This window comes from Vibrio sp. SCSIO 43155, assembly GCF_023716605.1.
GTDB classification, from domain to species: Bacteria; Pseudomonadota; Gammaproteobacteria; order Enterobacterales; family Vibrionaceae; genus Vibrio; species Vibrio harveyi.
Window position 1 is genome coordinate 2,083,166 of the sequence record NZ_CP071852.1, and the last position, 23,680, is coordinate 2,106,845.

Annotated in this window: 23 protein-coding genes and 4 pseudogenes; 11 read left to right on the forward strand and 16 right to left on the reverse strand. The window is 42.1% G+C overall.

Features of this window, described 5'->3' with window-relative positions:
• Positions 1-23: 23 nt before the first annotated feature.
• The 3 genes from hutU to J4N44_RS09385 all read left to right on the forward strand — a co-directional run bounded on the left by hutU (position 24) and on the right by J4N44_RS09385 (position 4,563).
• Positions 24-1,721: a urocanate hydratase gene (gene hutU / locus J4N44_RS09375; RefSeq protein WP_009700165.1), complete on the forward strand. Its 1,698-nt coding sequence runs from the start codon at positions 24-26 to the stop codon at positions 1,719-1,721.
• 11 nt (positions 1,722-1,732) lie between these two features.
• The gene (gene hutH / locus J4N44_RS09380; RefSeq protein ID WP_005445608.1) at positions 1,733-3,268 is read left to right on the forward strand and encodes a histidine ammonia-lyase; all 1,536 of its coding nucleotides are present in this window, start codon (positions 1,733-1,735) and stop codon (positions 3,266-3,268) included.
• A gap of 569 nt (positions 3,269-3,837) precedes the next feature.
• Positions 3,838-4,563: a DUF3581 domain-containing protein gene (locus J4N44_RS09385; protein WP_047517083.1), complete on the forward strand. Its 726-nt coding sequence runs from the start codon at positions 3,838-3,840 to the stop codon at positions 4,561-4,563.
• Between the two features lie 82 nt (positions 4,564-4,645).
• Here the strand turns inward: J4N44_RS09385 and J4N44_RS09390 are convergent, their stop codons facing one another.
• Both J4N44_RS09390 and ydiJ read right to left on the reverse strand, forming a co-directional pair.
• The gene (locus J4N44_RS09390; protein ID WP_005445612.1) at positions 4,646-5,107 is read right to left on the reverse strand and encodes a methyltransferase family protein; all 462 of its coding nucleotides are present in this window, start codon (positions 5,105-5,107) and stop codon (positions 4,646-4,648) included.
• Between the two features lie 92 nt (positions 5,108-5,199).
• Positions 5,200-8,235, reverse strand: coding sequence for a D-2-hydroxyglutarate dehydrogenase YdiJ (gene ydiJ / locus J4N44_RS09395; protein WP_009697343.1), 3,036 nt, complete (start codon positions 8,233-8,235; stop codon positions 5,200-5,202).
• A 259-nt stretch (positions 8,236-8,494) separates the two neighbouring features.
• Here ydiJ and J4N44_RS09400 point away from each other — a divergent pair, with 259 nt between their 5' ends.
• The 7 genes from J4N44_RS09400 to J4N44_RS09430 all read left to right on the forward strand — a co-directional run bounded on the left by J4N44_RS09400 (position 8,495) and on the right by J4N44_RS09430 (position 14,326).
• Positions 8,495-9,178 (forward strand): DUF3334 family protein, encoded by a 684-nt coding sequence (locus tag J4N44_RS09400; protein WP_005445615.1) that lies wholly within the window; start codon positions 8,495-8,497, stop codon positions 9,176-9,178.
• A 145-nt stretch (positions 9,179-9,323) separates the two neighbouring features.
• Entirely contained in the window at positions 9,324-10,019 is a 696-nt protein-coding gene (locus J4N44_RS09405; RefSeq protein ID WP_005445617.1) for a DUF2786 domain-containing protein, read from the forward strand.
• A 156-nt stretch (positions 10,020-10,175) separates the two neighbouring features.
• On the forward strand, positions 10,176-10,844 hold the full coding sequence (locus J4N44_RS09410) for a YiaD family glycine zipper/OmpA-like lipoprotein (RefSeq protein ID WP_005445618.1): 669 nt from the start codon (positions 10,176-10,178) through the stop codon (positions 10,842-10,844).
• A 76-nt stretch (positions 10,845-10,920) separates the two neighbouring features.
• Complete coding sequence (locus J4N44_RS09415; protein ID WP_252044336.1) at positions 10,921-11,898, forward strand: J domain-containing protein; 978 nt, start codon at positions 10,921-10,923, stop codon at positions 11,896-11,898.
• Positions 11,899-12,079: 181 nt separating this feature from the next.
• Positions 12,080-12,265, forward strand: a complete 186-nt coding sequence (locus tag J4N44_RS09420; RefSeq protein WP_005445621.1) for a hypothetical protein — start codon at positions 12,080-12,082, stop codon at positions 12,263-12,265.
• 361 nt (positions 12,266-12,626) lie between these two features.
• The gene (locus tag J4N44_RS09425; RefSeq protein WP_009697340.1) at positions 12,627-13,019 is read left to right on the forward strand and encodes a SulA-like leucine-rich domain-containing protein; all 393 of its coding nucleotides are present in this window, start codon (positions 12,627-12,629) and stop codon (positions 13,017-13,019) included.
• Between the two features lie 203 nt (positions 13,020-13,222).
• Entirely contained in the window at positions 13,223-14,326 is a 1,104-nt protein-coding gene (locus J4N44_RS09430) for a phosphoribosylaminoimidazolesuccinocarboxamide synthase (RefSeq protein ID WP_005445626.1), read from the forward strand.
• A 242-nt stretch (positions 14,327-14,568) separates the two neighbouring features.
• Here J4N44_RS09430 and J4N44_RS09435 read toward each other — a convergent pair whose 3' ends face one another.
• From J4N44_RS09435 to J4N44_RS28200, 9 genes and pseudogenes are all read right to left on the reverse strand, one after another.
• A complete protein-coding gene (locus J4N44_RS09435; protein ID WP_252044338.1) occupies positions 14,569-14,892 on the reverse strand; it encodes a DUF6793 family protein in 324 nt (107 codons plus the stop codon).
• Positions 14,893-15,157: 265 nt separating this feature from the next.
• Positions 15,158-15,604, reverse strand: coding sequence for a hypothetical protein (locus J4N44_RS09440; protein WP_017817978.1), 447 nt, complete (start codon positions 15,602-15,604; stop codon positions 15,158-15,160).
• A gap of 60 nt (positions 15,605-15,664) precedes the next feature.
• A complete protein-coding gene (locus J4N44_RS09445) occupies positions 15,665-16,120 on the reverse strand; it encodes a hypothetical protein (protein ID WP_029791151.1) in 456 nt (151 codons plus the stop codon).
• A 132-nt stretch (positions 16,121-16,252) separates the two neighbouring features.
• The gene (locus tag J4N44_RS09450; RefSeq protein WP_017817976.1) at positions 16,253-16,498 is read right to left on the reverse strand and encodes a hypothetical protein; all 246 of its coding nucleotides are present in this window, start codon (positions 16,496-16,498) and stop codon (positions 16,253-16,255) included.
• Between the two features lie 665 nt (positions 16,499-17,163).
• A complete protein-coding gene (locus J4N44_RS09455) occupies positions 17,164-17,415 on the reverse strand; it encodes a DUF2442 domain-containing protein (protein WP_252044340.1) in 252 nt (83 codons plus the stop codon).
• Between the two features lie 842 nt (positions 17,416-18,257).
• Positions 18,258-18,492 (reverse strand): annotated as a pseudogene (locus tag J4N44_RS28195) (hypothetical protein); the annotation flags it as partial.
• Positions 18,493-18,900: 408 nt separating this feature from the next.
• Positions 18,901-19,332 (reverse strand): GNAT family N-acetyltransferase, encoded by a 432-nt coding sequence (locus tag J4N44_RS09460; RefSeq protein ID WP_045490299.1) that lies wholly within the window; start codon positions 19,330-19,332, stop codon positions 18,901-18,903.
• Between the two features lie 793 nt (positions 19,333-20,125).
• A complete protein-coding gene (locus tag J4N44_RS09470) occupies positions 20,126-20,398 on the reverse strand; it encodes a hypothetical protein (RefSeq protein WP_050903611.1) in 273 nt (90 codons plus the stop codon).
• Positions 20,399-20,406: 8 nt separating this feature from the next.
• Positions 20,407-20,664, reverse strand: a pseudogene (locus tag J4N44_RS28200) (type II toxin-antitoxin system YafO family toxin); the annotation flags it as partial.
• Positions 20,665-20,726: 62 nt separating this feature from the next.
• Here J4N44_RS28200 and J4N44_RS09475 point away from each other — a divergent pair.
• Positions 20,727-20,879: pseudogene (locus tag J4N44_RS09475) on the forward strand (IS30 family transposase); the annotation flags it as partial.
• Between the two features lie 43 nt (positions 20,880-20,922).
• Here the strand turns inward: J4N44_RS09475 and J4N44_RS09480 are convergent.
• The 5 genes and pseudogenes from J4N44_RS09480 to J4N44_RS09505 all read right to left on the reverse strand — a co-directional run bounded on the left by J4N44_RS09480 (position 20,923) and on the right by J4N44_RS09505 (position 23,571).
• Entirely contained in the window at positions 20,923-21,225 is a 303-nt protein-coding gene (locus J4N44_RS09480; protein ID WP_252044342.1) for a type II toxin-antitoxin system RelE/ParE family toxin, read from the reverse strand.
• Positions 21,213-21,467, reverse strand: a pseudogene (locus tag J4N44_RS09485) (type II toxin-antitoxin system Phd/YefM family antitoxin); the annotation flags it as partial. The gene J4N44_RS09480 and the pseudogene J4N44_RS09485, both read right to left, overlap by 13 nt.
• Positions 21,468-21,663: 196 nt before the next feature.
• Entirely contained in the window at positions 21,664-22,080 is a 417-nt protein-coding gene (locus tag J4N44_RS09495) for a hypothetical protein (RefSeq protein WP_226982075.1), read from the reverse strand.
• On the reverse strand, positions 22,077-22,511 hold the full coding sequence (locus J4N44_RS09500; protein WP_050939856.1) for a T6SS effector amidase Tae4 family protein: 435 nt from the start codon (positions 22,509-22,511) through the stop codon (positions 22,077-22,079). The genes J4N44_RS09495 and J4N44_RS09500 overlap by 4 nt, the downstream gene beginning before the upstream one ends.
• Before the next feature lie 259 nt (positions 22,512-22,770).
• The gene (locus tag J4N44_RS09505) at positions 22,771-23,571 is read right to left on the reverse strand and encodes an HNH endonuclease (RefSeq protein ID WP_252044345.1); all 801 of its coding nucleotides are present in this window, start codon (positions 23,569-23,571) and stop codon (positions 22,771-22,773) included.
• Positions 23,572-23,680 lie beyond the last annotated feature (109 nt).

A 23,680-nucleotide genomic window follows, 5' to 3' on the forward strand; every position in this document is an offset into this window, starting at 1 on the left:
CGTGAAACTAAAGGAGTCTTAAAATGACACAGCGCCAGGGACAAGATCCACGACTTGATACGAGCAGAACAATTCGTGCTCCACACGGTACACAACTGCGCGCCAAATCTTGGCTGACGGAAGCGCCACTTCGTATGCTGATGAACAACCTTGATCCAGATGTAGCCGAGCACCCTCACTCGCTTGTCGTTTATGGTGGCATTGGTCGAGCAGCACGAAATTGGGAATGCTTCGATAAGATTGTTGAAGTGTTAGAAAGACTCGACGATGACCAAACTTTACTCGTCCAATCAGGCAAACCTGTCGGCGTTTTTCCGACGCATAAAAACGCGCCGCGCGTGCTGATTGCGAACTCAAACTTAGTGCCACATTGGGCGAATTGGGAACACTTCAATGAGCTCGATAAAGAAGGCTTGATGATGTACGGTCAAATGACCGCAGGCAGCTGGATTTACATTGGCTCACAAGGCATTGTTCAAGGTACTTATGAAACCTTTGTGTCTGTGGCGAAAAAGCACTTTAAGGGTGATGCCAAAGGTCGCTGGATCTTAACTGGGGGCCTTGGTGGCATGGGTGGTGCTCAACCTCTTGCTGGCACCATGGCTGGCTTTTCCATGATTGCGGTCGAGTGTGACGAATCACGCATCGATTACCGCCTACGCACCGGTTATGTTGACAAAAAAGCAACGTCTTTGGATGAGGCACTAGCGATGATCAAAGAATCTGACGCACCAATTTCAGTTGGTCTATTGGGCAATGCAGCAGATATCTTCCCGGAGCTTGTAGAACGTAACATCACACCAGACGTAGTAACAGACCAAACCTCTGCGCACGATCCATTGAATGGTTACTTACCTCAAGGTTGGAGCATGTCACATGCAGCAGACATGCGTTTACAAGATGAAGCGAGCGTAGTTAAAGCAGCCAAACAGTCGATGGCGATTCAAGTGAAAGCTATGTTGGAGCTTCAAAACCGAGGCGCGGCAACGCTCGATTACGGAAATAACATCCGTCAGATGGCTTTAGAAGAAGGTATTGAGAACGCGTTTGACTTCCCTGGCTTTGTACCGGCTTACATTCGCCCGTTATTCTGTGAAGGCATCGGACCGTTCCGCTGGGCAGCATTGTCTGGAGACCCAGAGGACATCTACAAAACCGACCAAAAAGTGAAAGAGCTGATCCCAGATAACCCACATCTACATAACTGGCTAGACATGGCACGCGAACGCATTCAGTTCCAAGGTCTACCAGCACGTATCTGCTGGGTTGGTTTAAAAGATCGAGAACGTTTAGGTCAAGCCTTTAATGAAATGGTGAAAAACGGTGAGCTCAAAGCCCCTGTCGTCATTGGTCGTGACCATCTAGACTCAGGGTCTGTAGCAAGCCCGAACCGTGAAACCGAAGGCATGATGGATGGCTCAGACGCCGTTTCAGACTGGCCACTACTAAACGCATTGCTGAATACCGCAGGGGGGGCGACATGGGTATCTCTTCACCATGGTGGTGGCGTAGGTATGGGCTTCTCACAACACTCTGGCATGGTGATTTGTTGTGACGGCAGTGATGACGCGTCGGAGCGCATTGCACGTGTTCTACATAATGACCCAGCAACGGGGGTTATGCGTCACGCTGATGCAGGATACGACATCGCAAAACAATGTGCAGCTGAGCAAAAACTGGATTTGCCAATGCTCAATGAAGAACTGAAAAAGCTGAAGTAAGGATGAAAGACATGCTCAATTTAACGCTAAAGCCAGGTCATATTAGCTTAAACGAACTACGCCAAGTGAGCCGCTCACCCGTAAACCTTACTCTGGATCCAAACGCGATTCCAGCAATAGAAGAAAGCACTCAAGTGGTCGATCGAGTGATTGCAGAAGACCGGACGGTTTACGGCATTAACACCGGCTTCGGTTTGCTAGCAAATACACGCATTGCACCAGAAGATTTGGAAACACTGCAGCGCAGTATCGTGCTTTCTCATGCGGCTGGTATCGGCAAGTTCATGTCAGACGAAACCGTTCGTTTGATGATGGTATTAAAGATCAACAGCCTCGCCCGTGGCTTCTCTGGCTTACGTTTAAAAGTCATCAACATGTTGATTGATTTGGTGAATGCTCAGGTCTACCCATGCGTCCCTCAGAAGGGCTCTGTAGGCGCATCTGGTGACTTAGCGCCATTAGCTCATATGAGTACGGTTCTTCTTGGTGAAGGTCAAGCTCGCCATAATGGCAAAGTGATATCAGGTCTAGAAGCACTGCAAATCGCCGGTCTTGAGCCAATCACTCTTGCTCCAAAAGAAGGGTTAGCACTGCTTAATGGTACTCAAGCGTCAACAGCATTTGCACTAGAAGGTTTGTTCATTGCCGAGGACCTGTTCTCATCAGCGACGGTTTGTGGTGCGATGTCAGTAGAAGCGGCTTTAGGCAGTCGTCGTCCGTTCGACCCACGTATCCATCGTGTTCGTGGTCATCGTAGCCAAATGGATGCCGCCTTGGCGTACCGCCACCTGTTAGAGGCGACCAGCGAGATTGGTGAATCTCATACCAACTGTGAGAAGGTACAAGATCCTTATTCACTGCGTTGCCAACCTCAAGTAATGGGAGCTTGTTTGCAGCAAATTCGCAATGCAGCAGACATTCTACAAGTGGAGGCCAACTCTGTGTCGGATAACCCGTTGGTCTTTGCGGAAGATGATGACATCATCTCCGGCGGTAACTTCCATGCAGAGCCAGTCGCTATGGCAGCGGATAACCTTGCACTTGCGATTGCTGAAATTGGTAGCTTGTCAGAGCGACGCATGGCACTGCTTATAGATAGCGCTCTATCTAAGCTTCCTCCCTTCTTGGTCGACAATGGCGGCGTGAACTCCGGCTTTATGATTGCTCAGGTGACATCGGCAGCATTGGCAAGTGAAAACAAAACATTGGCTCACCCAGCTTCTGTCGATAGTTTGCCAACATCCGCAAACCAAGAAGATCACGTTTCGATGGCTACTTTTGCTGCTCGTCGTTTAAAGGAAATGGGAGAGAATACACGTGGCATTTTGGCGGTTGAATACTTGTCAGCTGCTCAAGGGCTAGATTTCCGTGCGCCAAACAAATCTTCAGAGCGTATCGAAATTGCCAAGCAAATGCTGCGTGAGAAAGTGTCGTTCTACGATAAAGACCGCTACTTCGCGCCAGATATCGAGCAAGCCAATGCACTACTCAAGCTCGCTCTGCACAACGCATTAATGCCAGAAAACTTACTACCAAGCGTGCATTAATTCATAGTGAGTGATGACTTTAAAGGCTCCTGCGTGGAGCCTTTATTGTATTTATATATACCCAAGTAACCTCGAGATGCTAGGTTCAGCGAGAATGACTTGGTTTGTAGACGCGGCGGCGATTTAAAGGTCTAGTGGATCTAAATCAAGAATCGCCAATAAAATATACAAGCCAAGGTCCTTACTATTTGTAAAGAGTACCCTTTGGAAGCGTGTCATTGACTCGCTTTTCTATTAAACCAATGGCTAAGTCAAACAACTTGGAAATAGCTGGCTGTTACGCTGCGTTGTTTTCCTTGCTTGCTTTCGGTAAGTAGGGAATCAATGACAACGCTCTGAACCCTGCATCTTGAAATCACTTGGGTATATACTCATCGCCCGAAGCGAATGGTAAATTCCTGATTTATAGCCATACTGAATAATGTGACACAAAAGCACTCTTTTTGATGCTTAATTGCCCTGCGTTATCGTTTCATTGTTAAGATACAGTGAAGTTTTCACTGGATGGACCATTGCTACGCAGATATTCGCATATAATCCCTGACAGTTTTGGTTACTACGTAAAAATTATGTTTCTAACACCTTATTTTTCAAACACTAATCACCAATTTCAGTTCACTCGTGAGCAAGCAAGTCACTTCGCTAAACGCGTCGCTGGTGATTACAACCCTATCCATGATGAAGACAACAAACGCTTTTGTGTGCCGGGCGATTTACTTTTTGCCGTATTGCTAAGCAAAGAAGGGGTAAGCCAAAAGATGCGTTTCGATTTCTCCGGAATGGTGAACGATGGCGTAGCGCTTCATATCGAGAATAAGTGTGAAAAAGAAAGTGCCGTAGTCGATGAAGCAGGTAAAGAATACCTGCACATGTCTCGTGAAGGCGAAACTAACCTCAACCCTGAGTTCATTGAACACGTGGTGACTAACTACGTTCAATTCTCTGGCATGAACTTCCCTCACATCATGGTTCCTCTGATGGAAGAGAAACAAATGATGATCAACTGCCAACGACCATTAGTGATCTACGAAAGCATGGAAGTAGAATTCTGTCGTTTAGACCTAACTCATCCAGAAGTAGATTTCACTGGTGCGACGTTCGATGTTGAAGGTAAGCGCGGCGTAGTAACACTAAACTTTGCCTTCAAAGAAGATGGCGAAGTTGTTGGCAAAGGCATCAAGCGCATGGTTGCGAGTGGTCTTAAGCCATACGACCAAGATGCAGTGGACGATTTGGTTCAACGCTTTAACGAGCGCAAGGATGCCTTCCTAGCAAAGTTTGCTAAGGCAGCATAATCATCCCACTGCCGACAGATTTCAAAAAGAAAGCCCAGCGTGTTGCTGGGCTTTCTTTCATCTGTAACTCGGTATCTTTGCGTCAAATCCAGCGACGCACTTGGTTTTTATAATCCAAATAGTCTTCGCCAAACAACCTCTCTAACGCACGTTCTTCTGGTTTTATTTGATAACGGTTCATGTAGGCCACAAACAATACACCACATAAAATGACGCTTAAGTGTTGCCACCACAAACCTATAGCGACAATAACTAATAATAACGCCACATACATTGGGTTACGCGTGTAGGCAAAAACGCCGGAATCCACCACTAGTGAAGCTGTCTCTGGTTTTACCGGATTTACGGTCGTCTTTGCTTTGCGAAATTCATAAACACCGGCAATACCGATAAAACCAGCAAGAATAATGAGCCCCGCCGTAACGAACTCGACAAACGGCACTGTAATTTTCATTTCAGGCATCGCTTCTTTTAACCCATACATCAGCAGTATCATCAAGAAAAATAGAGCGACAGGCGGCACTTTAAGCTCAAGCTTTTTCAATCTTCATATCCTTATGAAAGTAAAAACAAATTCATGTTCAGTTACATAGCACTAATGACAACAAGTCCAGTAAAACTGGGCTTGAGTAAACGTTATAACAAGGTTAGCAAAGCTTGCACTGGGTGTTTAGGTTTGATGCCTTCAAAACGCTTTACTTGGCTTCGACAGGAATACCCTGTAATCAAGCATCGGTCATTATCAAGCTTATCTAAATTTGGTTTCCAGCTTAGATCATAGATATCACGAGACATAGTTAGCTTATCCACTTCATGGCCAAAAGTGCCCGCCATACCACAACAGCCTACAGGCACAGTATTCAAGATCGCACCAAAGTGAGCAAAGATTGCCCCCCACTCTTTCTCAGCATTTGGCATTTTTGTTTTCTCAGTACAATGCGCAAACAAATACCAAGGTGCTTGTTCTTTGGTATCTAAAGCCTCGAACTCGCTCAGTCTTGGATAAAGCCATTCATGAGCAGTTAAAACATCAAACTGACCACGCTTACTGCCCAATACCTCAGCATACTCATCGCGATAACAAAGCACTAGCGCGGGATCAACACCCACCATTGGAATGTCTAAATCCGCAACCATCTCCAAGAACTTAGCGGTATCTTGAGCGGTGTGCTTGAACTGGCGTAAGAAACCTTTAATGTGCTGTGCTTTGCCATTTGGCTTAAATGGCAAAAGAACAGGGTTCATACCCAACTTCTTAACCAGCTTGATAAAGTCTTCCACCACCTCAGCATCGTAGTAGCTGGTAAATGGGTCTTGTACAATCAGTACATGCTGTTGTTTGTCCTCACTTGATAAACCACTCAGCACTTGAAGATCATAAGCCGTCGTTAACGTGTCTACACGATCCTTCAAAGTAGGCACAGACAGCAACGGTGCATCGACATAACCCACAGTAGATGCCGTTAAACTTTGCACCCAAGACTGCTTAAGCACTCCATTCACAAGCGTTGGTGCTTTTGCCATTAAGGGCAGCATCGACTCAATGTTCGACACCAAGTAATCTTTTGCCGGACGTTGGTAGCGCGAGTGATAGATGTTTAGGAAACGAGAGCGGAAGCTAGGCACATCAACCTTGATAGGACACTGACTCGCACACGCTTTACATGCAAGACAACCATTCATTGCTTCGTATACTTCGTGAGAGAAATCATACTCATGACGACGATTGATTGAATGACGTACACGGTCGATCATGGTTTTGATAGGCGTTTTATTTTCTAGCGTCTGCTTCTCTAAGTCGAGAATATCAATGCCTTGCTCTGTCAACTGACGTAACCATTCACGCACCAAACCCGCTCGCCCTTTTGGTGAATGGCGACGATCTGCTGTCACTTTCATCGAAGGGCACATCGGCGAGCTCGTGTCGTAGTTAAAACATAAGCCGTTCCCGTTACACTCCATTGCCTGCTTGAAGCTATCACGCACCTGAACGTCAATCTGACGGTCGAAGTAGCCACGTTTCGTATCCGTGACTTTCACAAGTTCTGCATCACTGTTTAACGGTGTACAGATTTTGCCAGGGTTCATTTTATTGTGCGGGTCGAACGCCGCTTTCACACGTCGTAGCTCGGTAAACAGTTCCTCACCGAAGAACTCAGGTCCATATTCAGAACGAAAACCTTTTCCGTGCTCACCCCACATCAAGCCACCGTATTTGGCAACCAGCTTAACAACCTCGTCTGAGATTTCATGCATTAAGGCTTCTTGATGAGGATCGCATAAATCCAATGCAGGACGGACGTGAAGTACGCCAGCGTCTACATGACCAAACATACCGTAGTTGAGTGACTTCGCATCCAGCAGTTCACGGAACTCAACAATAAAGTCCGCTAGGTTCTCTGGCGGCACACAAGTGTCTTCCGCGAACGCTACCGGCTTAGCACGCCCTTTCGCGGCCCCCAACAGCCCCACAGCCTTTTTACGCATGTTGTATATACGCCCGATGCTCGCAACATCATTACATACTTGATATCCAATAATGCCCGCTTCTTCGGTCTCTAGCATGCTATCAAGTCTGCTCGTCAGGGAGGCCACTTGCGCGGCAACTTCCTCTTCATCTTGACCTGCGTATTCCACCATATTGATGCCAAGCATCTCTTTGTTGGGAACGTCGGTGATCAGGTCGCTGACGGTGTGCCAGACAATGTCTTGTTTGGCAAGGTTAAGCACCTTAGAGTCGACGGTTTCGACTGATAGAGCATTTGCCTCAACCATAAATGGAGCGTTACGCAATGCAGAGTCAAAACTGTTGTATTTTACGTTAACTAACGTTCGAGCTTTAGGGATGCGAGTTAAGTTAAGTTTTGCCTCGGTAATGAATGCCAACGAACCCTCAGCCCCACACAGTACGCGAGTAATATCAAAACGATCTTCCTGCTCATCAAACGCGTTCTTTAGGTCATAACCGGTTAGAAATCGATTTAATGGTGGAAACTTATCATTAATTTGCTGACGCTTATCACGACACACCGCTTCGGTAATGCGCATCGCGTTGTGGGCAAATTCACCTTCAATGGGCATACCATGAGACAGATCCGATTCTAAGATGGAACCGTCAGCAAACACCGCTTGCAGTGACAAAACATGATCTGACGTTTTACCGTATTTGAGAGAACCTTGACCAGATGCATCGGTATTGATCATCCCACCAATCGTTGCTCGGTTACTGGTCGATAGGTCTGGTGAAAAGAAGTAACCATAGGGGCGCACGGCATCGTTGAGTTGGTCTTTGACAACTCCCGTTTGAACACGTACCCAACCTTGCTCTTCGTTAACCTCTAACACCTTATTCATGTGACGCGATAAGTCGACCACAATGCCTTTGGTTAACGACTGTCCATTGGTACCTGTTCCGCCTCCACGTGGTGAAAACGTTATACGTTCATAAGCTTCCTTATTGCTCAACCGACCAATAAGGGAGACATCTTGAGTGTTTTTGGGGTGAACAACAGCCTGAGGAAGTTGCTGGTAGACACTGTTATCGGTGGCTACCGCAAGGCGGCTAGAATACTGGCTTTCAATATCGCCAGTGAACCCGGATTGCTCAAGTTCTTTGAGAAAACTCAGAACAAGAGGATCGACATCCGTTTGCGAGTGTAATCTTGGTAACATTTGCTTCCTGCCCCTACTGCGCTGATCCAATCAGCTGCGGGTTATGTAATTTTTAAGCACCCACGCCTCGGAACTACACCGTCAACAGCAGAAGACAGAGACATGAATGAGGTAATATTCTTTGAATTACGTCACTTTACAACATTTAAAAAGGCGTTCAAATCAGAATCTCCAAACAAGAATTAAACTTATGCTTTATTTTTTGAGGCTTGATGCCTTACATTGAAAGGGAAATAGCCCTTTAATATGAGCTTTCAGGATGAAAAAAAATAAAGTTGTAACCACTGAAGATATCCTTCTAAAACTTTGCCAGTCGGTTTCTGGCGTTCTTACTTCGGCGACTTCCTCTCAAGTTAACTACTCAGCAATGGTGCAAAAGATCAACAAAACCAGCCTCAAGCCGGATTTTGGTTGTTTTGTACTGTTTGACGGTGGGTTTACTGGATTGGTGGTCATTAACTTTACTGCTAAAGCGGCACTGGAGGTCTACACCAACTACATGCGCAATATGGGCATGCCAGAAGAGGAGTTAGCGATCTCGCACACCTCTGACGAAGTAGGTGATGTTCTTGGTGAGCTGATGAATCAGCTGGTTGGCGACTTCACCAACAAGATCCGCAAAGAGCTACAAACCAACATTACTCAAAATCAACCCAAAATGTTGGCTCTGAATAAACAGGTAATTTTGCAAGTAGACACCAACCTCGACCGACCTCAAGCGCGTCGCGTGACCTTCTCTACGGCAAATAACAACATTTTCTACTTAGAACTTGCGATGGACAAAACCGAGTTTATTCAACTTGAAGAGTTTGAGGTGGCGGAAGACGAGAGTCCAGACGACATTTTAGAAGCGACTCGCAAAAGTATGGAATACAAGCAAGCGTCACAATCAAGTGGTTCTAAAAATGACGCAGATGATCTGTTAGACCAGTTAGGTTTATAACGTTTCAATCGCTATTAACACCGTATTAAGCCCCTTTTAATAAGGGGCTTTCTTTTTGCTCACAGCTCACCTTTCTGGCGTTTTTAGTGCGAAAAAGGTAATATGTCCGACTTCTTAAATTTTCTGCTCTTGGTACTGTTCATCGATGGATAAACAAAAAGCTCTGAAGAAAATCGCCAAATGTTTAGAACTGGGTAATTCCGCCAACGTCAATGAGGCTGCAAACGCCATCAAAATGGCGCATCGTTTGATGCTTAAATACGGGTTGGATAAAGATGACATTGAGTTTATCAAGATGGGTAAGACGCAATCGTCACACCTGCTGCCAGCCAACATCAGTTCAACATTGCTGCGTGTGATCCGCGGTATTAACACTAAATTTGGTGTCGAGGCAGTACTTCTAAACCATAAAGGATTAAAACGAGTTGAGTTTATCGGTGAAGCAGACCGTGCGATTTTTGCTGCATTTGCATTCGATATTATCTATCGTGAAATGAACGAAAGTACTGGTCAGTTTCGTAACAGCTTTGCCGGTTCAGGCACCTCATCAATGGAAGTCACTCGTCGCGTGAACTCTTTTGTTTCAGGTTGGGTTGAAGGAGCACTTGAGAAGCTACCAGTGATCTCCCCTGATGAAGAGTCCGCAAATAAGATCAATAACTACATTGATAAAGAATTTAAAAACATCGACCGAGAGACGTTCAAGAAACAACTCAAAGAAGCGATGAAAAACCTCACAGCAGATTATGAAGTTGGCCTAAAGAAGGGTCGTAAGGTCTCCGTTAACCGCGGAGTGGGCGGAGAGCAAGCGAGAAAAATGTTGGATAACCCATCGAAGTGAGCCTATCACTGGTTATTCAATCGCCAACTATCAGAAAAAGCTGACGAACGTCCTATCAATCTGACGTTCACATAACAAATATCAATACCTTCTATTCCATAATTCACATCCCATTATGAGGCGCCATTGCGCCTCGGCTTATACGGAGATTTTCCTTTGAAAAAGATGTCTATTGCACTTGCGCTAGTGCTGGCTCTTACAGGCTGTCAAGCAACCCAACGCCAAAACGCAACCACAGGTGAATACGAAACAAATTCCACCACACAAGGTGCGCTTATCGGTGCGATTGCTGGCGCAGCAATCGGTCTTGCGACGGGCGACAATGCAAAAGAACGTCGTCAACATGCATTAATTGGCGCTGCAGCTGGTGGCGCAACTGGTGCTGGCATTGGTTACTACTTTGACCAACAAGAAGCAGAATTGCGTCGTGCACTACTGAATTCAGGTGTGCAAGTTGAACGCGTAGGTGAAAACAAACTGCTTCTTCGCATGGAAAACGGCATTGGCTTCTCTTCAAGCTCTTACCAATTAGACGCAAGCATCCATAACACACTACGTGGCGTGGCGCGCATTCTGGTTGAATACCCAGATACTAGCCTTGTGATCGATGGTTACACCGACAGTACTGGTAGCGATTCATACAACCAAACGCTATCTGAGCGTCGTGCTGAATCGGTACGTCAATACCTAGTATCACAAAACGTCGCAGCAGGTCGCGCAATCGCACGTGGCTACGGTGAGCGTAATCCAATTTGCTCAAACCAAACTTCTGAAGGCCGTGCTTGCAACCGTCGTGTTGAAATCCAGATCTTGCCACTGAAGTAATTTGGTTGCACCATATCGGTAATAACTAAAATTACCGGAGCAGGTCTAGCGATAAGCGCTAGACCTGACATACCTCATGTGTTTCAAAACTTTTGCCCTTTCTCTGGTATTGATGACCAGTCTGACGGGCGCAGCATTCGCCTCCCAAAACCCAACTCAGCCTGAGGCGCAATTCGAACTAGCGCAGCAACTGGCTCTATCCCCTAATCCAACTTCACCTAATGACGCACGCTATTGGTTAGAACAATCGGCACATCAAGGGTATATTCCAGCGCAAAAGCAGTTAGCCGAAGACTACGCTAGAGGTTTAACCGGAGGCGTAGATTACACCTTAGCAGTGTATTGGTTTACATCAGTGGCACTGGATGATCCAAACGATCGCGGGTTCTTGTTGGCTGATTTTGTAGAACATCATCAGCAAGAAGTATCAAACGCCGATTTGGTTGAAGCCTGGTATCAACTTTCGGCTTTAAAAAACCCGCAAGCAGAGCAAGCGTACAATCAATTTTTGGAAGCGCGGTTTAACCAATTACGAGCTAAACAAGTATCGGAAATCGTCGAGTTAGACAAAAAAGCCACCGACGAAGAAGAACAAGACCAAAAACAAGCGAAGTCCACGCAACAAGCACAAGAGTCCACACTTTGGTACTTCTTTGGCGCCCTAGGTGCTGCTTTAGTAATTGCTGGAGGCGCATTCGCAACTCGCCGACATCGTCAGAATATCAATGCAAATACCGCCCACCAAGTATCCAGAACGCTGCAGTTAGAAACTCAAACTAAAGAACTTGAATTTGCAAATAAGCAGCTTAAACGTCAACTTGAAAAGGTATTCAAAGAGTTTAGGAAGATCAAAGGTCAATCGGAAGGACACAGATTGGCTGTAGCATGCGCCATGTTCGGTTATACCCCACAGAGTATCCCAGACAGTAAAGCAGTGAAATTGCGCTACAGACAACTATCAAAGCTCTATCATCCTGATTCCAGAGGAAGTGAAGAAGAAATGAAGCGTTTAAATCAGGCGTTTAAAACCATTTCACAGAATGTTACAAAATAGTAAAACCAAGTCAAACCCCTTTAGCACGCGAGCTTTTCTGCCTCTAAAATAAAGGCTCGCAATCGATCTCCCTCTCAAACAAATTAACAGACATTTAACCTAGCTATCTTTTGTATGCCATAATACTTGGCGAAAAATAACACCTAGCGACTCAAAATTCATGTAGGTGGGGAGAAAATCAATGTTCACTGAAGAAGGCACCTGTGACTGGTGCAAAAAACCTAGCTTTGTTACTCGTCATGATTACCTAGATGGTAAATACCATCGTTCTTGCAAATCTTGCTACGACATCGCCAAAATTGATGTGCGCCTCTTTAACCAAGGTGAATTGCAAATGCGTGAACGTATGGTTCAGCGAGCAAGCTAACCACAACAAATCAATGGAACTGATTTTCAAAGGCGCCTTGTTTAAGGCGCTTTTTTGATCGTATCAGCTTACCACTTTCCATCCTGCCTTCTCGTCTCCGAGTCAAATCCTACTGTGCCCCCCCTGTCTATACAGTAGAAAAACACTGTATAGACAGGAAGCGCAATGTCGATGAGTTCACATTTTTTCACACTGCCAATCTACACTCGATAATAACTTTATCCCTATAATTCAACAATTTAACAAATTTTCAAGCCATAAAAATGCGACATTTATTCTAAGTCATCGATAAAAATGGGTTGATCAGACTTCGAAAACAAACTACTGTATACGCATACAGCATGTATAAAGGAACAGTAAGATGCAGTTACAAAGTCAAACTCATACATACTCTCGCTACAACGTATTGGCGCAAGCAACACAACCGATGGATGTCTCTGACCAACTTCTTTCTCAGTTGGCAGTATTATCTCAGCAACAGCAGTGGATTTTGTTTACTGCTCAGTGCCCGCGTCCTGATTTTGAGCAACTTGCTGCTTCTAATATTCGCTGTCAAAACATCATTCAGATGAAGCCATCTCAGCAACTTTCTGAAGTGGAAATCGTTATTAAAGCCATCCAATCTGGCAATGCTAGCGCAGTTGTTGCTTCGAATGAGATTGCTCTTATCAATCAATCTATGCTTCGTGACATCGCTCAGCGTTATCAGTGCGAAGTCTTTTTCGTCGAAGGCCGTCCAAGCCAATACCACTAATAATATCGACGTTATCCATCCTGCATCTCGCCTCCTTTTAAGGGGGCTTTTTTATACCAAAACAAAATAAGGCAAACGTTTGCTTTTTCTCTGGCGAGTTAAAATAGTTCTGGTATGATGCCCTCATTCGGTTTATTCAGTGCGCACTGTGCGCTGAGTAAGTTCTCTTTCTGACGTTTGATTAAGATGATAGGAATGTCGCAATGAGCCTTGCTAATCAAGTACTTGCCGTCAATGACGACCTGCCAATTCGCACTCACAAGCCCGTCCACAGCGGAAAAGTTCGCTCTGTTTACTGGTTAACAGAAAAAGACAGCGCACGACTGATCAAAGAAAAAGGATACGACGTCGCCCCAGATGCGCCCTTGGCCATTATGGTAATCAGCGATCGCATCTCAGCATTCGATTGTATCTGGCACGGAGAAGGAGGACTAAAAGGCGTTCCGGGTAAAGGAGCAGCGCTGAACGCAATTTCAAATCACTGGTTTAAACTGTTTAAAGAAAACGGTCTTGCAGATAGCCATATTTTAGATATCCCCCACCCGTTTGTCTGGATTGTACAAAAAGCCAAACCAGTTAAGATTGAAGCTATCTGTCGTAAGTACATTACGGGCTCTATGTGGCGTGCTTATGCAAATGGTGAACGCAACTTCTGTGGTATTCAGCTTCCAGAAGGTCTTGAAAAAGATAAAATGTTGCCAGAGCTACTAATGACACCTTCAACCAAAGGTATCTTGAAAGGCATTCCTGACGTCCCTGAAGCTGATGACGTGAACATCACTCGCGAAAATATCGTGGACAACTTTGCAGCTTTCAACTTCTCTCATGCAGAGGACATAGCGCAGTACGAGAAGCTACTCAAAGAAGGCTTTAACGTGATCAGTCATGCACTGGAAGCCATCGACCAAACCTTTGTTGATACTAAGTTCGAGTTCGGTTACGTACACGATGCCGCAGGTAATGAAAAACTAATTTATATGGATGAAGTTGGCACACCTGATTCATCGCGTATTTGGGATACCAAAGCGTATCAAAAAGGTCAAATCGTCGAAAACTCGAAAGAAGGTTTCCGTCAATTCCTGCTAAACCACTTCCCTGACCCAGATATTTTACTTAATAAAGAGCGTATGTCAGAACGTGAAGCATTGGCTCGCAACAACGAATTGCCAGTCGAATCTTTAATGGATATCTCTCGCACTTACATTGGTATTGCAGAAAAAATTACCGGAAAGCCAATTACGTTAAGCCAAAACCCTAAAGCTGAAATCATAGAGATTTTAAGTAAAGACTATGGCTTAATTGACTAAGCTACCCATTGCCGTTTACTGGCAGTATAGTCTCGATTAAAAAACCCGCACATTGCGGGTTTTTGTTTTTATTCGTTTGCATTTAGCTAACTTAATAAATGTTTCGTAAGTAACGCATTGTTCAGCTTCGAACCAATGTGAAGACAGGACAGGCCTTCAGAATACAACCTTGAGAGTTGAGTGACAACGTAACCACAACAAAGACTACTATACCAAGTTAAATAGTGTGTTTATACCCAAATTCAAAGTAAATATGATTGAGTTAAATACTCTTGAGTTCTATATCGACAGGCCCAAGCAATCTCTTTTTCCAATGTTTCTATAACCCTTTTAGCATCTCTCAGCGAAGCCCCCATCTCTTTTCTATAAAGACGAATAGCTTTTAATTTAGCCCCGGATTTAACCGCATCACACACCTCGATTGAGACACCAAACCGTTGATCGACCTCTAAACCTGATTGTTCCAATAAGAGATTTATCTTGCGCTCAATTATCTTTTGTCGATACTTAATTGAAGAGAACTCGTTTTGTCCCCAAAATACAGCAAAAGCTAATATGCCTAACATCTACTCCACAAAGCCCTCCTTTGACACACGTTACTCCCCTAAACAGGAAAAGTTGTGAGGAATAAAATCAATAATTAACATGAGTTCAAGTGCTCCAGTATAACTATCTCTAATTACGCCAGTAATCATGGCTTTTACTGCGATGCACCTTCAAGCTTCTTGAATTAGAAGGCATGGTTAAAACGAAATAACTCATCTTTTCGTAGTCCATCGCCATACCGGTCATCATCAGATGTTGACACAATATAATTCTCACAGCTTAGGTTCATTCGTGTTTTATTAACCCCATCGCTTCTGCTGTTGTTATAGCATTGAAAGGTCCTAAAATTTGATTAGAGAGAAAGATAAGCTGCTGTTCATCTAAATGTTTAACATCAACATTGCTTGGCATGTCGAAGTAGATAAATCCTTTCAGAACCTCATTGAGCGTTGTAATGTCATATTCGCTCAAAACACTTTTAAGTTTTTCGGCTTCTTCTTGAGTGCACTCGTAATCCTTAAGAAAATGTATGTATAAGAATACTTTTCTTTTGTTATCTAGCGTCAAACTTTTGAACCAATCAGACTGAGGAAATACAATAGTCGTTTCCTTGCCTACCTTGTCACACTCTTGCCACTTGTCATTCCATGTTTCCAAGTAGCTCAGTTTATCCACTTTTGACACGCATCCAACTAAAATGAGTAGCGTCACGTTGATAACGAGTGTTTTCATTATCCCCACGCAATATAAACAACAAAATTGATTCATTTTTTCCTCGTTCTTACAGAAGCATTAAATCAAGCGCTCGTTACAATCTAACATTTTGACTGGTAACTGGTTATCCACGAGAAAGTAATAAAATCGCAAATCCTCGATCAAATCTTTCGAAGCAAGTTCAAAATCTTGGTAAGTCTGATTTTTGTAGCGAAAACGAACCGTGTGTTCAAACCTCTTGGTTTGTCCATACAGAATTTCTTTTACATCAGATGTCATGATACACATATTGAGAAACCTCAACTTAGTGCCATCAAACGAGACCTCGACAGACTGTCGTGGTTTTGATACTGAATAATCGATAAGTAGTGAGAAACCACAACCAAAGGCTATAAAGCTGAGTTGAGTAAGCAATGGTTCTTCTGAAATGATCACTAAGTAGTAAGCTAAAATACTAAAGAAAAACACTCTGTTTATAAAACTATGAAGTAGCTTAATATTGGACAACTTGTTTTGTCTTAATAATGTTTTCATGTTTCCATTTATCATTTTCACTAAGAAGTAATAATTTTTCTAAAATTTTCCAAAGCCCAAAGATAATTTGGTCACTCTTCCCGTTTTTAGTTTGTAGATCCTAATGCCCGTATTGGGTGGAAATAAACTTATTTATATTTTAGTAAATTTAAAGATTAAACATTCCAGTAGCATGAGATCGTTTGCAAGTTCGATATAATCATCACTGTCTTCATCTAATTTAGCTAACAAAGCTAAATCACGCTCATACTTCTCAATTAAGTAAATCTTTATGTACCTCAGTTCTTTATCATCAAACATAGAGATCCAAGCCTGTTTTAGCGCTGCTTTGAAATCCATAGCTGATAACGTTTTTGTGCCGTTGGCGAAACGTAACACTCTTTACTTTCAACCCATATAGGGCGCTGTCGCCTATTTAGAAGCGAAATATGTATCGTACTTCCATCATCTGCAGTGCACTCGTCCCCACCGAGACAACATTGGTTTCGCTGCCATCGCTTTCCTTGAAAGTAGTAAGACTGACCATTACGAGTTAGTGTTATCAGATCTATCAAGATATCTCCATTTTGTAACTCAACATATGCGAGTAAATTTCGTGACTTGCGTTTCACTTCTCCCTCCAATGGAGCAACATTGAATAAGGTTTTCACTTTCAATACATCTAAGGAATCCTATCAGCAAAGCGAGTATCATAAGTCTTCTTGGTTAAAATTAAGTATTTGTTCCCCAAATACAACCTTCGCCTCACTCTCAAGTGACTTTCTGAGTAGTTGAACCTTTATATAATCATTAGCAGCATTAGCGCGAACATTTTCATCATCGGAAAACTCACTTATACTCCTTAGCCTTTCAAGCTCATTAAGCGTAGATTCTAATATTATTCTAGTTTCCCAATCAACAAAGCTACATTTTAATTCCCTAACATATGTTATGTGACTTTTCTCTATTTTACTTGATGATATTAAGACTTTTCTTTTCCATGAACATTTCCGTCTATAATTAAGTTTTCGCAAACTAAAAATTTTTAAAACAAGGAAGAATCATTAATTAATGATATTATTTTCATAAAGATCTTCAATAGGAAAAATCATATTATAATCATGCCAGTTCAGATTCCCATCAACAATGTCAAAGTCAACAAAGAAACAAGTATCCCTGTACTGCTCATAATCCGGATGTTTTCCACTAAAAATAAATGATGAGAAGTCAACAATAGAGATGTGTCCGTCACTGAATTGTATCTTTAATATGTATCCCAAAAGGTGTTTTACCTTGACTATTGAAATATGTTCCACTTTTTCCTTCTAAAATCTGCTCAGGATCATTGTCCTTTTAGCGAAGATTACTGTTTATATAAAAAACGTTAATACCAATCTTTAAAATACGTTCCATTAGAGTTGGTGATAAGGCGTAAATTTCGAATTAATGAGTAGCTTTACACTTCAGTGTATTATCTCCAATAAAACTGTATGAGAGCATACCATTAGATTCAATATAATAAAAACATATTGAATACGCACACCAAAAAAATATATATCAAGATACTTACCCAGCCATTTTTAATTAACGACTAAACTAGGAAAATTAGAAGTAAAAACATATTTTTAATAAGTCCACTTCTTCTTTTGGATGCTTTTAATAACATAAATTCTGACGAATAGTATTTATCGTAAAGTAAACCCAATAAAAACGAAAAATATATTCCACATACAAACAATAACAAACTTATGTCGATTTTAATGAGCACTACAGCAAGGAAAGGACAAACTAGTAATATAGAGATAAGTATCATCCATATTCTGAGCATTGACACATTTTCAACCCACTCAAACTTCCTAGCCATAAGTTTCGGCAAACAATCCATTTTACCTCCTGATACATTAGACAGGTTTCATCTTGCCTATATGCTTCAAGTAAAAATATAAATCATATCACCCTAATAAAGAAGCCTCACCATTATATAATTGACACCTTGAGATCAATGACTCAGTTATAATGTTGTAAGTTACATTTTGTATTAATTTAGAAACATAACTAAACACTAATCCCGAAATTAGATTCTTGACTTAATAAGTTAACGCCACGGGCACTAATTACTATTCTGCAATAATTTCTGATATCGGAAAGTGTGAGGCTATCAACTGTGCGAACTCTGCATATACCGTGTATTATCTGCGGCTTTTTACCACCACAGGCTTTCCCATAATATTTAATGTCTGGCGAAGAATACAATACAATGATAGTGCTTTCTCAGCATAAGTCATTACAGTTCCCGCTTCGCCACACAACGCCCCAAACGCATAAGGCTTTATAAATTTATGGTGTTCTTATAGTAGTTGATCTTTTATCCAATATTCTGCGGTATTGTCATGCTACGCCCAAGCAAATAGCATACTGAACTTACCGTCAGTTGAACAAGGTGAATCATTCCCCAAAATTATAGGGTGTTTGTTCCATACACTTTGAAAGTCCGTAACTTACTCAAAATCATCAATATGATTAGTCAATTTAAACTCAGATAATACGACTGACAGAAATGTTATTGAATCATAATGCGACGGATTTCAAGGTAGCTTAACACCCAACAAAGGTGTGAACAACGCTAGCGCCTTACCTAAAGCATTGCGCCATAAACACTAAACTGGTTTGAAGTAAAAACGCCAAGCGTTTCGAATCACTCTTAAATTTATTGTTATGTGATTTTTCACCACATACGGAAACGCCCAAAGTTATTAGCTTTGGGCGTTTCTTCTAGCAAACTGGTTACGACAAACCGAGCTCTAAAGTGTCATATGCAGAATTGGAAAAGGTTTTCCCATATCATCAAGTGGTGAGCGAGAAACAACTCTAAAACCCATATACTCGTAAAAACCTACGGCTTGCGGGTTTTGTTCATTTACATCGACTTTGGTTGCACCTAACTGCTCTATTGCATATTGCAGTAGCACCTTACCAACACCTTGCCCTCTTGCCTCGTTCAAGATAAATAGCATTTCAACCTTTGAGTCGTAGATACCCACGAAACCTAAAATTGAGCCGCTATCATTTTTCACACATCTCAACGCGACAGCAGGAAAAGCCTGCTCAATGATAATTGGTTTAAAAAACTCAATATCTTCTTCTGTTATGAAGTCATGAGTTGCTCGGACTGAATTTTCCCAAACATTAAGCATTTCTGCATAATTTTCAGGAAGCACATTTTCTACAATCATCGTATTTTCTCTAAAGTTGACTGAAATTCATGTGCAGCCGCGAGGAGGAATGTTAACCTCAATAGGTATGAGTTGTCCACTAATCGCATAATTCCCTGCTAAGAGTGAGCAACACAGAACAAAAGCTGTCGCACATCACCTTAGTCACTAAAATCAAGGGATGATAAAAATGCTACGCGTGATGCCCCCCTAAACAGTTTGTTATGTTTATGTGTTGGAGCGAATGATCTCAAAACCGTCGTCAGCGGCAATCCTAAAGTTATTGCTAAATCCATTTTTTATGGTTACGTCTAATGATTTTTTGCACTGTTTGATATCAGGACATACTCCATTTTCTACTTCGAATACGTATCCTCCTGGAGCTAAGTAAATGGTAATTTCCTCCATCACGTTAAGCCACACCACGTATTCTCCATCTATTTTCAAGAATGTAGTAGCCCAAAGACCCTAAAACACCAGTGTCCCGTGTTATCGTCACTGGAACAGTTCTAAGTTCAGAAGGTTTATATAATTTTTGATTATATAATCGTTTATGAGACGCTAGCTTGACATCAGATGGTACTGTTGGAGCTGTAGCGCATCCAACTAATCCAACAATTAAAAATAAACACAAAATCCTTTTCATATATTTCTCGACAAATTAGCTATACGTTTTTAAGCTACATACACATAACGCCTTGTTAAGGTATAAAGCACGCAATACCGAAGCTCCTGCATACCACCTCAAACACCAAACGCAACGCATAGTAAAAATGCCAAGCGTTGAGAGTTACTCTTAAATTCTTTGTTAGCCCTAGGATTCTGACCAAAGATCAGAGTCATCTTCTGATAGTTGTTGAAGCTCTCTTTGTATAAATACATCTTCAGGCCATTTGATATCCAAGGAATTCTTGAATTCTTGAATATCTACATAAGCAATTATATCACCCTCTATTTGTAACTCCCACGCTGAGCCATTCCACTGAGCAAAATCGTAGACGCCAGCAGCGGGTCCTAGTTTTACCGCAACAAAATACATACCAACAAATGATGGCAATCCTTTTTCCCAATTCAACTCAATACTCATACTACCTCCTAAAACTTTTCACGAAAGCGTTCAGCTACGTCGGCCAATTCCATTAAGTAAAGTGGTTTTAATTTAAATAATTGAAGAGCATTTTCAATAAAACCTGAGAGTAAAAAGTAATTTTTATTCAAAAAGCCCTCGCAGTAGATCAACGCGGTGTTACTGGTCTTATGATATGAAAGCTTCTTCAAATGCCAACGTTTGGATGAAGAATGTCTAATATGGATGTGAAACATCCCAGCCTGCTTGACCTGACTTGGAAAATTATAAGTAGTGTCTTAACCAAATGATTCGTGAAGAACACCCGTTTTCTTGTAACCTTTGAACTGTACGCCAATATTTACCTAAGAAAACCTCAATGGCTTATGTGACACAAAGAGTGTGCAACCACAACCAGATAGCATATAAACTGAATAACAGACCACGCCAAAGGCTTGGTTACAAGACACCAACGGAGTATATTTATGAGCAGCTACTCTAAGTGTCGCACTTCAAGCTTGATACTAAGCGCTCATTCCTAAAGGTTATTGATTATTTAACAAGAACTTACGCAAATCTCTCTCTGCGCGCATAACAAACAAAATAAACACTTTGTCACCGTCTTGTTTATAGAAAACACGACATGGATTAACAACAACTTCACGATAACTTAAATGTTTTAGATCGGGTGGAATACGACCTGACTCTGGGAAAGTTTGTAAACGTTCGACTTTGGAGAAGATCGTTTGCACTAACTGCTTTGCAGCTACGATATTTTCAAGTGCGATGTATTCAGCGATATCGTTGAGGTCAGATAACGCTGGCTCAGTCCAGATTATTTCAGCCATTTTGACATTTTGCCCTTGGCTTCATCATGACTTACCACTTTACCGTCAGCTAGTGCACGCTCACCTCGTGCAATACCCTCAAGAATAGCTAAACGATTTTGCATAAACTCGTAGTCATCAACATCAACGAGATACGCGGATGGCTTACCATGCTCAGTAATTAACACTGGTTCTTTGGTGTCGTGGAGATCGGCGAGAATCTTAGTTGCTTGACGTTTGAGTGATGTAACTAGTTCTACTTTCGTGAGAGTTGCTCCAAAGGAATACTAAAGTGATACTATTCTATCACTTTAAGTATAGCAAGCTCTATGACGGCTAACGCCTTGTTAAGGTGTGAAGCACGCAATGACCAAGCCGAAGCATGGCACGTCAACACCGAAACCAAAGCATAGTAAAAATGCCACGCGTGCTGAATCACTCTTGAACAGATTGTTAGAATTACTTTTGCACGGACTTTGATACAAAGTATTCAAAAACCCTTCTTTCTCTATCAGCCCCGCAACTACCACTTTCCTTAAACCAGTTGATCAACTCTACTGGTTTATCACGGCGGAAAATTAACGCTCCATAACGAGAAGTGCATTCTTTGTTGTCGAAAGATTGAGATTCAACCAAAACTACATATTTATCATTGAATCGCTCTAGATGAATTAAACTAGTTTCTCCAAACTTAATAAACGAACATTTTTTTTCCCCGATATCACTCAGTTCTTGAGAATATGAGAGATTCCCAGCGTTAATAACGTCTACGGTACAATCTTCATTTAACTTAATTTCTCTTTCAAAAATCGAGAATTGCTCTGCGCTAACGGAAAACGAGATCAAAATACTTATAAAGATAGAGAACTTACTCATGTTAATGTCCACATCCATATAGTTTTCGCTTCCCAATAGGCATCGCCTACAGCTTTAGTCCCATCCCATAAATCTATATGCCCTTGCCCTGAAAAGTCAGGAATATTCATATAACATACAATACCTTTCTTACCGATAGCATTGCTTGGCGGTTGCCCATTTGCTTGGCTTGTCCAACCGAGTGTACGTGTTCCTAAGACTTTTGGAGAACCTAGCACTGCAGCTAGATCTTGTGCCCCCCTTAAATAACCATGCGGGCATTTATTCTTTGACGAATTCTTAAAGGCTGTAAGGAAGTCACTATCTGTTTTAACTAAAGCTTCGCTCATCCTAATTGCGCAAGTATTGGGAAATGCCATTGAGCATGAATGGATTTGCGTAGGAAGAGTTTTATAGTTTACTTTGAGCTTGCTGAAACTTGGCTTTTTCATATTTAGCCTTTATTGGTGTGAGCTTAAGGGAATACTCACATATGCAAATATGTTGTTAAATATGAGTACGTCTTTTTGTCGACTCATATCGATATTTATAAGTCTATTAATTTCAAGTCGTTGCATGCGCCTTTGTAGTTCTAACACCCTGTTAAGGGGTGAGCAACGCAACCACGAAACCTAATCATACCACCGTAAACATAAAGCCCAGCGATGGAGTAAGAATGCCACGCGTTGCGAATCACTCTTGAACAGTTTGTTAGGAATTTGAACCCAGCAATACTTTTAGTTCTTCGAGCGACAGAGTCTGATCTTTTTTCCTATGAACCATTGCGTGACAATTTGCGCATAAAGGAACTAGATCTTTTTCTGGGTCTACTAACGTCGAAATACCTAATCGCGACACTGGAACTTTATGGTGGATATGAATGTAACCCTCGCCGATGCTGCCATAAACTTTGCCATAGTCGAAACCGCACGCAGCGCAGGTAGCCCCATGAATTGCTATTGCTTGGCGCCTTAATTTTGGATTTCTCTCATACGTAGTGACGTACTTCTTATTGAAGTTACCCTCATGAAATGACTCAAACATGTTCGATTGGTCACTACTTTCTTCCACTCCATACTTAGGCTTGGCAGTTTGCAAGGCATCTTTAGAAAGGTGCCCTAATATCAGGTCATAGTTTTCTTTAGGTATAGGTCTAACACCGTTTCGCCAATAATTTGATATTAGGTTAGAGGGAATACTTTCTAAATATTTACCATCTATTTTGGCAAGGATTGGCTTAGAGAATGTTTCAAAACTATCGATAGTCCCAAAGTAGTCACTTTTAGTACTATTTCTATCGGGAAATACTTTGCCGATTGTTCCAATACCAAAATAGTGTGGTTCGTTTGACAATCTACTTACTTGATACGCTTTGTCTTTAATACGTCCCTTGTAGTAAATGACTTGAGTTCCTGGCTCTAGATACTTTAAGTACCTCTTCGGAAAATGATACAAAACGCCTGTACCATCGTCCCATTGAGAAACATCATTTTCTACTATCACCGCGTACATAACTTTCCTCAAATTTTCTAACGCCGCATTAAGGTGTGAGCTGCGCTCGGCTATACTTGAGCGAAGCGAAAATGCCGAGCGTTGCGAATCACTCTTAAATGCTTTGTTA

Bases quoted from the DNA above. Each gene is read 5' to 3' on its own strand.
- J4N44_RS09445 (WP_029791151.1), bottom strand. From the start codon at position 16,120: ATGAAAACATTATTAAGACAAAACAAGTTGTCCAATATTAAGCTACTT.
- J4N44_RS09440 (WP_017817978.1), bottom strand. From the start codon at position 15,604: ATGAAAACACTCGTTATCAACGTGACGCTACTCATTTTAGTTGGATGC.
- J4N44_RS09480 (WP_252044342.1), bottom strand. From the start codon at position 21,225: ATGGCTGAAATAATCTGGACTGAGCCAGCGTTATCTGACCTCAACGAT.
- J4N44_RS09460 (WP_045490299.1), bottom strand. From the start codon at position 19,332: ATGATTGTAGAAAATGTGCTTCCTGAAAATTATGCAGAAATGCTTAAT.
- J4N44_RS09405 (WP_005445617.1), top strand. From the start codon at position 9,324: ATGGATAAACAAAAAGCTCTGAAGAAAATCGCCAAATGTTTAGAACTG.
- J4N44_RS09415 (WP_252044336.1), top strand. From the start codon at position 10,921: ATGTGTTTCAAAACTTTTGCCCTTTCTCTGGTATTGATGACCAGTCTG.
- J4N44_RS09430 (WP_005445626.1), top strand. From the start codon at position 13,223: ATGAGCCTTGCTAATCAAGTACTTGCCGTCAATGACGACCTGCCAATT.
- J4N44_RS09385 (WP_047517083.1), top strand. From the start codon at position 3,838: ATGTTTCTAACACCTTATTTTTCAAACACTAATCACCAATTTCAGTTC.
- J4N44_RS09470 (WP_050903611.1), bottom strand. From the start codon at position 20,398: ATGAGTATTGAGTTGAATTGGGAAAAAGGATTGCCATCATTTGTTGGT.
- J4N44_RS09425 (WP_009697340.1), top strand. From the start codon at position 12,627: ATGCAGTTACAAAGTCAAACTCATACATACTCTCGCTACAACGTATTG.
- hutH (WP_005445608.1), top strand. From the start codon at position 1,733: ATGCTCAATTTAACGCTAAAGCCAGGTCATATTAGCTTAAACGAACTA.
- J4N44_RS09505 (WP_252044345.1), bottom strand. From the start codon at position 23,571: ATGTACGCGGTGATAGTAGAAAATGATGTTTCTCAATGGGACGATGGT.
- hutU (WP_009700165.1), top strand. From the start codon at position 24: ATGACACAGCGCCAGGGACAAGATCCACGACTTGATACGAGCAGAACA.
- J4N44_RS09500 (WP_050939856.1), bottom strand. From the start codon at position 22,511: ATGAAAAAGCCAAGTTTCAGCAAGCTCAAAGTAAACTATAAAACTCTT.
- J4N44_RS09400 (WP_005445615.1), top strand. From the start codon at position 8,495: ATGAAAAAAAATAAAGTTGTAACCACTGAAGATATCCTTCTAAAACTT.
- ydiJ (WP_009697343.1), bottom strand. From the start codon at position 8,235: ATGTTACCAAGATTACACTCGCAAACGGATGTCGATCCTCTTGTTCTG.
- J4N44_RS09435 (WP_252044338.1), bottom strand. From the start codon at position 14,892: ATGTTAGGCATATTAGCTTTTGCTGTATTTTGGGGACAAAACGAGTTC.
- J4N44_RS09420 (WP_005445621.1), top strand. From the start codon at position 12,080: ATGTTCACTGAAGAAGGCACCTGTGACTGGTGCAAAAAACCTAGCTTT.
- J4N44_RS09495 (WP_226982075.1), bottom strand. From the start codon at position 22,080: ATGAGTAAGTTCTCTATCTTTATAAGTATTTTGATCTCGTTTTCCGTT.